This is a genomic window from uncultured Streptococcus sp., from assembly GCF_963516515.1.
Classification (GTDB): Bacteria; Bacillota; Bacilli; order Lactobacillales; family Streptococcaceae; genus Streptococcus.
In genome coordinates, this window is the sequence record NZ_CAUQCJ010000004.1 from 1 (window position 1) to 12,578 (window position 12,578).

General features: G+C 41.7%; 7 protein-coding genes. All 7 read right to left on the reverse strand.

Annotated elements, in window-relative coordinates:
• The coding region (locus RYL77_RS01400; protein WP_315009294.1) for an SIALI-17 repeat-containing surface protein at positions 1-4,996 on the reverse strand (4,996 nt) is incomplete at its 3' end.
• Positions 4,997-5,561: 565 nt separating this feature from the next.
• Positions 5,562-6,542 carry an acetylxylan esterase gene (locus tag RYL77_RS01405; protein ID WP_315009296.1) on the reverse strand — a complete coding sequence of 327 codons (981 nt, stop codon included), beginning with the start codon at positions 6,540-6,542 and terminating at the stop codon, positions 5,562-5,564.
• 426 nt (positions 6,543-6,968) lie between these two features.
• Complete coding sequence (recG, locus tag RYL77_RS01410; protein ID WP_315009398.1) at positions 6,969-9,011, reverse strand: ATP-dependent DNA helicase RecG; 2,043 nt, start codon at positions 9,009-9,011, stop codon at positions 6,969-6,971.
• The gene (gene alr, locus RYL77_RS01415; protein ID WP_315009298.1) at positions 9,002-10,105 is read right to left on the reverse strand and encodes an alanine racemase; all 1,104 of its coding nucleotides are present in this window, start codon (positions 10,103-10,105) and stop codon (positions 9,002-9,004) included. Before alr ends, recG begins: the two co-directional genes overlap by 10 nt.
• Complete coding sequence (gene acpS / locus RYL77_RS01420) at positions 10,095-10,457, reverse strand: holo-ACP synthase (protein ID WP_315009400.1); 363 nt, start codon at positions 10,455-10,457, stop codon at positions 10,095-10,097. The genes alr and acpS overlap by 11 nt, the downstream gene beginning before the upstream one ends.
• A gap of 44 nt (positions 10,458-10,501) precedes the next feature.
• Positions 10,502-11,533: a 3-deoxy-7-phosphoheptulonate synthase gene (locus tag RYL77_RS01425; RefSeq protein WP_315009300.1), complete on the reverse strand. Its 1,032-nt coding sequence runs from the start codon at positions 11,531-11,533 to the stop codon at positions 10,502-10,504.
• Between the two features lies 1 nt (position 11,534).
• Positions 11,535-12,566 carry a 3-deoxy-7-phosphoheptulonate synthase gene (locus RYL77_RS01430; protein ID WP_315009302.1) on the reverse strand — a complete coding sequence of 344 codons (1,032 nt, stop codon included), beginning with the start codon at positions 12,564-12,566 and terminating at the stop codon, positions 11,535-11,537.
• Positions 12,567-12,578: the final 12 nt, after the last annotated feature.

The following is a 12,578-nucleotide window of genomic DNA, read 5'->3' on the forward strand; positions in this document are numbered from 1 at the left end:
GAAGTTCTGTAACAAGAGACTCGCCTTTTACTCCGCCTGTGAAGTCAGTGTTCTCTACTCTTGGCGCTACTTCTTCACCTGCTGTAGATACAAGACCCTTGTATTCTGGAAGTTCTGTAACAAGAGACTCGCCTTTTACTCCGCCTGTGAAGTCAGTGTTCTCCACTATTGGTGCTACCTCTTCACCTACTGTAGATAGAACACCTTTGTATTCTGGAAGTTCTGTAACAAGAGACTCGCCTTTTACTCCGCCTATAAAGTCAGATACTTCTACTGTCGGCGTCGCTTCTTCACCAGATGTCCCCAAGTCACCTGTATAGTCTTTGATATCATAAATAGCACTCTCTACAGCATTCACTCCACCAGGAATAAATGCTCCATCAAGGTTGACTGTCAAATTGTGCATGCTTTCAATATTACCATCAACTATACCTGTAATTTCCTGACCAGCATCTTTCTTATCTACCGCGAATAAAAGAGTTTTCGAATCATACTGAGTCATAAATACAGCTGTACTTCCATTAGCTAATTGTAAAATAGGTGCTTGGTTTACCAAAACTTCTGAATCAAACTCTAGACCAATAACACCTTTCCTCATTTCAATGATTTGGTTTACCCTTGCTTCTGTTGGAGAAATAAAATCTTTGCTTACAAAATCCCAATTGAATTTTTTATAAGAAAGTGTATAACGATTTTGACCATTCTCGCTATGTTCATATAAAATTCCGTATTCTCCGTTACCCAAGTCTTGTAATGAATTATATGCAAATTCTCCACCTTGAATTAAATGATGTTTTATCCAAGTCAACTCGCCATTCTTTTCAACACGTGCCAAATGAACTAAACCATCTTTTCGTTCGTGGCCTGGTCCAGCAGCATTGCTAAGAAGAATGTACTCTTTCCCATCATGCATCGTATGAATAGCTGACATTTGCACATAGGCATCTTTTACTTCTGGATAACGTTTGATTGTTTTCTCCCAAGTAACTCCCCCATCTTTACTAGTAGCAACCTGAAGATCTCCAGTTAAACCACGCATAAATAGTTTTACATCGCCATTATTCAATTGCAGAACTGTTGCTTCTGTATTTTGTGCACCATTATTATTCATAGTAGATGAATGGATAACTCCATTTCCAACAGGTCTATTATCGTTTGGAGCTTCTCCTGCATGCCAAGTTACACCATGATCATCTGAATAAATAAGACGAGAAGATTGAGAACCCCATAAATGTACAACACTATTTGTTGTATAAGCTGGCACTAAGATACGACCTTTGTGAACTCCAGTACGAAGTACGATTCCTGTTCCTGGACCAGTTCCAAGGAATTTCATCCAGTCTTGACGAATTGCAGGAGTAATATCTTTTGGTGCAGACCATGTTTTACCGTCATCATCACTATAAGACATCCATAAATAACTTGTGTTAGCAACTCTAAATGGATTTTTAGTACTTTGTGCAAAGTAAACATTACCTATTAAAGTCTGCCCTTTATACAAATCACCTTTATCACTATATCCTGGATTTTTAGGGTCTACCACAACGTGGTATTCTGTTTTTTGATTTTGTGAATTGTAAACCTCACCATTTTCTCGAATTGTGTAATGACTTTTTTCACCAGATTTATATAAAATTTGATAAGTTTTATCACCCACACGCTCATAGGCTTTTTCAGGTTTGGCAGGCATACCGAATACTGCTTTTCCTTCTGGGAACATATCGTAAACCGAAAAGATTCTCTTAGTTTCTGGATCTTGAACTAATACCATATCAATATTTAAGGGTGACGGAGCAGTTTTATCTCTGGCCTCTGGATTATCACGAATGTTAGAAATTGTTATTCTATCTCCCCATGTCACTCCTCCATCCTGACTTCGACGAACTACCATACCAATATCTCCCCAGTCAGAGAATTGTAAACGTCTTTCATCAGCTCCGCCAATTAATGTTCCTTTATCCGTTTTCAGCAAGGCTGGGATTCGGTAAGTATTAATCCCATCCTTGTTCAATCCACCATTTACACCACTTACAAAAACTTCCTTCTTCTCTGTGATTTTTGCACTTTCTGGCAATTTCACTTCTAAATCTGCTACTTTAAATAATTGACTGCGTTTTCCTACTTCTTCAGGCGTCAAGGCACGATCATATACGGTTAGATTACGGACCTGAAGATTTGATCCCCACATTGTTTGGTTCGCTCTTCTAGTAGCACCAATCTGAATCTTATTAACATCTGGCATATCTTTAATAAAACGACCAGATTTCGTATTCGTTCTAGATAATACACCATTTACATATAGACGAACTTGTCCATTTGCTTGATCTGTTTTCGGTCTTTCCACCGTGAAAGTAACTGAATTCCATTGTCCAGGTTTTACTTTAAGTGGTGCATCTGAGTAACTTCCGTAAAAATGACTTCCATCAGCTCCTCGTGCTTCGACCATTGCAGTACCTTTATTAACAGACATACTGAAATATTCGTCTCTATTCTTATCACTTGATACAGAGAAAAGATTATAGAATTGCGGAGCATTAGCATCTGGTTTAAACTCCATATGAATAGTCGCATTTTGAAGATGTTTCAACTTATCTAAGGCTTCTGCTAAATCAACTCTTTGCCCATTTTCAGCATTCGTAGCAAGGTCTTCTTTTTCAAATACAGTTTTAACATTCTTCAAATCTCTAGCAAAATAATCACGTGGAGGCATAACATTGCTCTCTTCTGATTCTGCTTCATCAGAAGTATTTGTTTCTTCTGGAGTATCTGTTTCCTTTGGAAGTTTTTCACCTTCTACCTCAGTAGCTGTTCCCTCTTTTGGTTTCTTATCATTAGAACCTGCTACATTACCTGGTGTTGTATCTAATTTCCCAGTTGTATTCTTATCTGCATCATCTTTTGGTGTTTCCGTGTCTTTATCTTTCACATAAACAGGATCTTTTGGTTGACCTTCGATATAGGAGCGAACCCAATCTAATTGTTCTTTTGATAAAACTAAACCACCACTACGATTATCAATAACTCCATTTTGATGAACGCCGATTAAGACACCTTTATCATTGTATAGTCCACCACCAGATGCCCCAGGTTTCGTACCTCCGTAACTAATACCTTCTATTCCAGAACCAAAGTCAGTAGTTCCTACTACTTTACTGTCTAAAACTGGACTTAACTTGTTATCTGGGAAACCATAAACCGAAACTGTATTGCCTTCTGCAACTTTTGCAGATTGCTTCACAACTTCTACAGGAGTTACTCCTTGTACTGCTTCTTTTAATCGAACGAGAGCTAAATCATTTTTAAAGCCAAAAACAGACTCTGCTTTGTTCCAATAAGCAATCTCTTCATCAGAAAAATTGATAGAAGTTCCATTTGGTAACGTAGCTTTGTAAGCTGTATTCTCTTTCCCTGATTTTGTAACAACCTTAGAGCCATTAACTGTTAAAAAGTTGTGTGCCACAGTTAATAACAAATTAGGGGCAATTAGGGTTGCTGAACCTGTTCCATCAGGTGTTAAGATATGTGTAGTGGCTTGGAAATTTTGTTCTCCATTTGGTGCATTTTTTACTATTTCACTTGGTTTTGGTAAGTTTGCAGTTCCACTTAAATCAACTTTCCCAACCTCCGTACGAGCAAAATCAGTTTTTGGAGCTACTGAGTCTAACACAGCTTTAATGACTGTATTTCCTAGAGCTACTTTACTTACATAATCACCAGACCAACTAGTATCCGTAACTAACTTGTTGATAGGAAGATTATTATAAGACACTATCTTAGCATTCGGAGAATCACCTACTAATCGATTAAAGTCTGAATCTTGTCGTAAATTAAATACGATTGGTGAGTCAACTTCTCCTGTTTGCACTACCTTGTCTGCAATCAAGCGATTGCCCTTCACATCTTCCAGACGAAGAAGAACTCGACCTTTTTCAACTCCACTTAATAAGGTTGCTTGACCTCTGTCATTGAAACGATAGCGCGCACCATCAATTTCTTTTTCAACATTCTTTAGAGCTTTATGGTTTTCGTCATAATAGTAGCGAATCGTTCCATCTAGATACCATCCCGTGATTGCATATCTATCCACCATCGAACGAATCCACTCTTTATGCTTTTCCGTAAAGATAGTACCACCACCGATACGATTGGCTTCTACTTCACTAGCAGTATTTGTTCCGTGTTGATGAATACCAACCACTTCTCCTTTATCATTAAATAAAGGAGCGCCTGAAAAACCACCTAAAGCAGACGTATGGTAAGTAACAGCACCATTTTCTTTATTAAGAGTACTTACTTTCCCTTCCACTTCATAAGGTTTTCCATCTTTTAGTCGATTTCTGTTTTCTTCACTTAGATTAGAGGTTGTGAAGTCATTAGGATAGCCAACCATCCGAATCGAATCACCTGTAGCTACCTCAGTCTTACTTAGCTCTCTTGGTGAATCCTCTCCATTGGTCATAGCTTCGACAGTTTTCTTAGTTACAACAACTGCCAAGTCATTACCGTAAGACCTTCCAAAATCCTTTTCATTATAAGCATGAATAGCACCTTTATCTACAGCTTCAGTACTACCTGATGTAGGAACTTTATTTACTTTCTCCGTATCTGAATTCATCACGACATAACTTTTAGCAGAATCGCCGCCACGTAAAACCGCAGAGCCATCTTCAGTTTTTTTATCGTAGTAGTTATGAGCAACAGTCACCATCACATTTGGTGCAACAAATACTCCACTGCCTGATGCTGTTTGTTGACCACTATTTCCACTGTCATAGGTGGTATAAGTCATCGCTACACCATTAGTAGCCTCACTATGAACTCCCACATCCTTTATATCGTTACCGCCCTGAATGACATCAGCATAAGCAACGCCACTGCCAATAACTGGTAATTCTGGTGCAGCTAAACCAAGCACTGCGGATAGTGTCAAGCAGCCAACCAAACCATAAGCTTTAGATTTACGGAATTTTCCTAAACCTTTTAAACGTATAAACATATATTACCTCACTTTAACTTTCAAAGTTGATTTGTGCATTTGAACTCCAAGCAACTTAATGAGTCCTGCAGCTTCATCCTCCTTCCTACTACACGACTCTTAACATATAATCTGTTTTTAATATATATTAATTCTTTAAGCTTTAGACTTACTCTTACAGTATAACACAAGCTGGAATTGCTTTCAATTATAGGATATAATCTTCATTCATCAAATTATTTTAAAACATAAAAAGAATAGCATTTTAAAATACAGAAATATATAACTTGATATATATTCTGACTTGTAGAGAAATTAAAATTGAATAACTATTAGTAACCTCACATACAATTCTAGCCATAAAATAAACAATAATTTGTAAATAATACTCTTCGAAAATCAAATTCAAACCACGTCAGCTTCACCTTGCCGTACTCAAGTACAGCCTACGGCTAGCTTCCTAGTTTGCTCTTTGATTTTCATTGAGTATAAGTGAAAACCCCTCCTATAGTTTCTAGTGAATTTTTATTTTTCACTATCTGCTAGAAAGGGAATATATCAGAAAGCTACTGGACTCTCGCATTCATCACTTCACATATTTAAAAGTAATCTCACTACCACAGAGCCAGTTGTAGACTTGGTCGTTGACAAAAACATTCATGGCTTCGTGAGCATACTCAGGCATGATGCGATAGGCCTTATCACAGGTCAGACGATTGTAAATCGCAAACTGGGTAATAGGGTAGCAAACATCATCGTCCAAGCCCGTAATCATCTTGACCTCACCCTTAATACGATGGGCAAGATTTTTCACATCGATATAGGCAAAGGTCGCCATGATATCTTCCTCAGTTTCATGGAAAGGATCGTGAAACTTGAAATATCGGAAAAGTTCGTCGTAGGCCTCACTGGTATTGCCAATCTCAAGCACTCGTCTGAAGTCTGACAGGAAGGGATAGATGGCAACTGTTTTCTGAATCCGTGGATTGAGCGCTGCCGCTACCAAGGCTAGAGCGCCACCTTGTGAGGCACCATAACTAGAAAGTCGCTTCTCATCAACCTCAGGTAGACTAGCAACAATTTCAACCAACTGGTAAATATCCAGATAAACATCCTTATAAAAGAGGTGATCCCGACCTTCCACAGCACCACGGATAATATGCCCCTTAACTGTATTTCCTAGAGGAGAACGCATTCCGTCTTGCGAGTAGCCCGACTGGCCCCGCACATCCATGGAGACAACACCGTAACCAGACACGGTATAGGCCAGCATGTCAGCCCAGTCCCAGCCACGTCCCATATAACCATGGAAATGGAAGATTAGAGGAACTTTTCCCTCACTCTTTGGAAGAACGACGCGCGCATAAACCTTGCCTTCATTGGTTCCTTCAAAAGTGAGCTCAAAGCACTTGACTTGGGGAATATGGAAATCTCTTTCCTCCAACTGGTAGGCTGGAAGTGTGGAAACTTTTTTCACTTCCTCATCCCAGAAAATATCAAAGTCTTCTGGGACCTCATCTCTTCCTTTATAAGCCTTGATTTCTTCTAACAAAGCTGGATTTTTCATAGCATGCTCCTTTTATTTTGTAATCGCTACCACAACTGTAGCACATATAAGAAATCAACGCAAGAAAGAAAAGCAAATAGAAAGTGGTTTTAGATTCTTTATTTTTGGGATGATGAACTGAAAGTAGTTTCAAAAACAAAAAAGAGCATCCCAGCTCTTTCTTCTTATATCCAATCTTATTTTGTTGCTTCTTTCTTTTGGAAAGTGGTTTGGTAATTTACTTTAATCGTTACTGTCATGTGAGAGTCCTCGTTTCTTTTTGATGACTCTAGTATAAGTGCCAAACCTGAAAGCTAGCTTAATACTCTTCGAAAATCAAATTCAAACCACGTCAGCGTCGCCTTACCGTACTCAAGTACAGCTTGCGGCTAGCTTCCTAGTTTGCTCTTTGATTTTCATTGAGTATAAGATTTCCTTAGAGAAAGCTTAATCTAGATGTTCTTTCTTTTCCAAATGAAGGGCAATCATGCGCCATTCTGGATCCTCTTGCCAGCCTTCTATCGAACTAATGTAGCTAGCAACCTTTCTGGCTTCTTCTAAAATCGGAAAATCTTCGATAATATCAGCAACTTGGAATTCTGGGAGACCTGACTGTCTGGTTCCAAAAATCTCACCTGAACCCCGCATTTTCAAATCTTCCTCCGCAAGGACAAATCCATTGGTGGTTTCTGTCATGATGCGCATGCGGTCTTTCCCAGAATCAGTCTTGGGATTAGCAACGAGAACAGCATAGGACTGCTTATCTCCCCGACCAACACGACCTCTGAGCTGGTGAAGCTGGCTAAGACCAAAGCGATCGGCATCCATGATAATCATAACGGTCGCATTGGGAACATTAACCCCAACCTCGATAACCGTCGTCGAAACCAGAATATCTGTTTTTCTCTCTTTGAACTCCTGCATAATCTGGTCTTTTTCATCACTCTTCATCTTACCGTGTAGAAGAGCCACTTCTGCCTTCCCTGCAAAATGAGCTGTCAACTCCTCTGATAAAGCAATAGCATTTTTCAAATCCAGAGCTTCTGATTCTTCAATCAAGGGAGAAATAACATAGGCTTGAGAACCTTTTTGGATTTCCCCCTCTAACCAAGTCAAGACCTGAGGCAGTTGCTCATGTTTGATCCAGCGTGTCACAATAGGTTTTCGGCCTGCTGGCATCTGGTCAATAATGGAAACATCCATATCTCCAAATGCTGTGATAGCAAGCGTTCGTGGAATAGGAGTCGCCGTCATCATGAGAACATCTGGGTTGTCGCCTTTTTCTCTCAGAACACGCCTTTGCCCTACACCAAAGCGGTGCTGCTCATCGATGATAATCAAGCCAAGGTGAGCATAACCCACCCCATCTTGTATCAGAGCGTGTGTTCCGATAATCAAATCAGCCTCACCCTTGGCAATGGTCTCCAAGACTGCTCTCTTTTCTGCCACTTTCAAGGAACCTGTCAAGAGAGCCAGTTTCAAGTCTGGGAAGAGACTCTGTAGACTCTCAAAGTGTTGCTCTGCAAGGATTTCTGTTGGTACCATGAGGGCTGATTGATAGCCAGCTGTCACTGCCGCAAACATGGCCAAGCCAGCGACTACCGTTTTTCCACTCCCCACATCCCCTTGCAGGAGACGATTCATGTGGTGGTCGGACTTCATGTCTGTCAAAATTTCCTGCAAACTCTTTTCCTGAGCTGGGGTCAGGGCAAAAGGCAGACTTTCTTTAACAGCCGCAACTTTTTCCTGAGACCAATCCAGAACCAGACCACTTCCCTGAACTCTATTTTCAGACTTGAGGGTCTGCAATTGCATTTGGAAATAAAAGAGTTCCTCAAACTTGATACGGCGAAGAGCCTGCTTGTATTCTGCCAAATCCTTAGGGAAATGCATAGCTCGGACTGCCTGACAACGGGACATGAGTTTGTATTTATCCAGCAAAGACTGGGGAAGATTTTCCTCTATCAAGAGATCCAGCCCCTGATCAAAGGCTGTCTTAATGACCTTGACCAGACTGGCCTGACTGATTCCCTGAGCCAGACGATAGACAGGTTGGAGGTCATCTTCCACCTGAGCTAGGACCTTCATCCCAGTCAGACTAGCCTTGGCGCGGTCCCATTTTCCAAATACAGCAAGGGTTGCTCCCAACTCTATCTTGTCTGCTAGATAGGGTTGGTTAAAGAAATTCACCGCAAAAACAACTTCTCCCTGCTTGAGACTAAAGCGCAGGCGATTGCGCTTGAAACCATAATACTGAACACTGGCAGGAGTCACGACCTGACCAGATAGGACTGCCTTCTCCCCGTCCTCTAGTTCCAATACTTGCTTAGTTTTGAAGTCTTCATAACGGAAAGGAAAGTAGAGCAAGAGGTCTTGCAAGTTTTCAATTCCTAGTTTGGCGTATTTTTCTGCTGACTTTGGTCCCACACCAGGTAAGACATGCAAGGGTTGATGTAGATTCATGCTCCACTCCTTTCTTTTTAATAATATTCTCTCGGAATGCGATCGCTGAGGAGACAAACCACCTCATAGTTAATAGTCCCACGGTAGGTCGCTACCTGAGTAGCTGTGATTTCCTTGCCTCCGTTAGAACCAATTAAGGTTACCTTAGTTCCGAGTGGGTAAACCTTAGGCAGACGAATAGTGATTTGGTCCATAGAAACCCGTCCGACGATTGGGCATGCTTGCCCATCTACCAAGACGGAGAAATTTTGCATATCTCGTGTCCAACCATCCGCATAGCCGATTGGCACGGTCGCGATGACTTGCTCGCTATCTGCCTGATAGGTGGCTCCATAGCCCATGCAAGCTCCAGCTGGAACTGTCTTGACATGAACCAAAGCAGATTCCAAGGTCAAGGCTGGTTTCAAGTCATAGGGTAAGTCCAAAACCTCTCCACTGGGGTTAAGACCATACATGGCATCTCCCAAACGAACCGCGTTAAAAATGGTATCTGCATGCCAAATAGTAGTTGCAGAATTGCTGGCATGAACCAAGTCTGGAAGACCTTTCATACTGGCCAAAATAGTTTTAAACCGTTCTAACTGGGCATTAAAGTAGGTAGCTGATTCTTCATCCGCAGTCGCAAAGTGGGTAAAAATCCCTTCAACGCGAGCACCATGTTGCTTGAGCAAGTCTTGAGTCTGATCAGCCTCACTGGCCTCTCTAAAACCAATCCGTCCCATTCCTGAATCAATCTTGAGGTGGACTGTCAATCCTGCTAGGTCTTCCTCCCTAGATAAGAGTGCTTGAATCCACTCCAGTCCAGCCACTGTCAAGGTGATGTCATATTCTTTAGCTAGAGCAACAGCTTCGATGTCAGAAACTCCTAAAATAAGGATTTTCTTGCTGAGTCCAGCTTGTCTGAGTTCAATGGCCTCATCGATATTCGAAACGCAAAAACCATCAACATCATCTTGAATAGCCGTCGCAACAGCAACAGCCCCATGCCCATAGGCATTGGCCTTGACCACCGCCCACTTGAGCGTTTCTTGAGGGATATGAGCCCCCATTTGCTGAATATTTTGTCGAATAGCTCCCAGATGAATCAGAGCCTTGGTTGGTCTATGTGGACTAGCTTTCATGATTTTCCTCCAAAATGACACTGGCTGTCACAAACTGATCTGTATGGCTGATAGAGAGCCAAATCTTTCCTGAAAATGGTGACTGACTAAAATAAGGGGCCCCACATTCATTGTTCAAGACTTCCAAATCCTGAAAACTGAGCTTGCCAATGCCAGTTCCCATAGCCTTGGAAAAGGCCTCCTTAGCCGACCAGCGACCAGCCAAATATTCGATTTGTCTGCGCCCTTTGAGACTGGTGAAGCGTTCCATTTCCTTAGCTGTCAGCACGCGCTTGGCAAATCCTTCATGTCGTGTAACTGCTCTTTCTATCGAAGCTAATTCCTCAATATCAATTCCGTGTCCAACTATCATTCTCATCAAAAGGAGTTGAGATCCCCCAACTCCATCCTTTTCACTTATTTTGTCAAGGTAGCATAAATCTCTTCTACCAAGGCCTCTGTATTTTCCCAACCTAGGCAAGGATCGGTAATAGAGCAACCAAAGACCTCTGGTTGGTTTTGACGACCATCTGCTAGGTAGGATTCGATCATAAAGCCTCGAACCGTCTTTTTGATTTTCTCATTCCAATCACGATTTTGCAAGGTCTTACGAACCACTCGAATCTGCTCCATATATTGCTTGCCTGAGTTATCATGGTTGGTGTCAATGAGAATAAAAGGATTTTCAAGCCCCAGGGCTTCATAGCGTTCAATGGCATTTAGCAAAGCTTCATAGTAAAAGTTAGGCTCATTTTTCCCATATTCATTAACTGCACCACGAAGGATGACATGGGCCAAGGGATTTCCTGAAGTCTCAACTTCTTGACCATGGAAGAGGAAGGTCTGTTTGTTCTGAGCGGCATAGATGCCATTAAACATGACACTCAGATTTCCAGAGGTTGGATTTTTCATCCCTACTGGTGCATCAATTCCTGAAGCTACAAAACGGTGCTCTTGGTCTTCCACAGAACGAGCCCCCACAGCATGGTAGCTGACCAAATCATCTACCAAGACCAGATTTGACGGATAAAGCATCTCATCAGCTGTCGTCAAACCAGTCTCCGTAATCACGCGGTAGTGCAACTGGCGCACAGCCTGCAAGCCATTAATCAGGCTTGGAGCCTTAGAAGTATCTGGTTGGTGTACCAAGCCTTTATAGCCGTCTCCGTTGGTGCGAGGTTTAGCAGTATAAACCCGCATAACCATGAAAATCTTGTCCGCCACCTTCTTTTGCAAGGCAGATAAACGGCGGGCATATTCCAAGACAGCCTCTTCATTGTCAGAAGAGCAAGGACCAATCACCAAAAGGATCCGGTCATCTTCTCCTGAAATGATGTCTGCCAATTCTCTATCACGACGCTCCTTTAGTCGCAAGGCTTCCGCAGACAATTGGGTTTCTGCTTTGATTGCTTCAATATCGATTTCTTGACCTTTTTCAATAAATGCCATCTTATTCTCCTAGCGTTTGGTAGATTTCTCTGACAAGGGCTTCCGTATTTTCCCAGCCAAGGCAAGGGTCTGTGATAGACTTGCCAAATACTTCTGGTTCGTTTTGACGGCCGTCTTCTAGATAAGACTCAATCATAAAGCCACGAACATACTGCTTGATTTTTTCATTCCAATCACGGTTAATCAAGGTCTGACGGACAATTCGAATTTGGTCCATATGTTTCTTGCCAGAGTTGTCATGATTGGTGTCCACAATGATAAAGGGGTGTTCCAAGCCCATTTTCTCATACTGGGCAATAGTATCCATCAAATTATCATAGTAGTAGTTAGGAATATTCTTACCATACTCATTGGTCGCTCCACGGAGAATGGCGTGCGAAAGCGGATTCCCAGTTGTTTCCACTTCTTTTCCGAGGAAAAGGAAGCTTTGTTTGTTTTGAGCAGCATAAATCCCATTAAACATAACATTGAGATTTCCTGAGGTCGGATTTTTAAACCCAGTCGCAAAATCTGCCCCACTTGCCACAAAGCGGTGTTGCTGGTCTTCAACTGAACGGGCACCAACCGCCATATAAGAAATCAAATCATCTACAAGCGGAAGATTTTCAGGATAAAGCATTTCATCAGCTGTCGTCATACCTGTTTCTGTGATAACACGATAGTGAAGATGGCGAACAGCTTTGATTCCGTTGATGAGGCTAGGGGCTTCTGCCACATTAGGCTGGTGAATCAAGCCCTTATAGCCATCTCCGTTGGTACGGGGTTTGGCAGTATAAACACGCATAACCATAAAGATACGGTCTGCTACTTTTTCTTGTAGAGCTGCCAAACGCTTAGCGTATTCAAGAACAGCTTCTTCATTGTCAGATGAGCATGGACCGATTACCAATAGAATCCGCTGGTCTTCTCCACGTATAATGGCTTCTAGCTCTTGATCACGCTGTGATTTTCTCTCCAAAGCTTGGCCTTCTAATTTTGATAAGGCACGAACTTCTTCAATATTAATTTTAGGACTTTTTGCTGTAAATACCATAACTCATCTCCT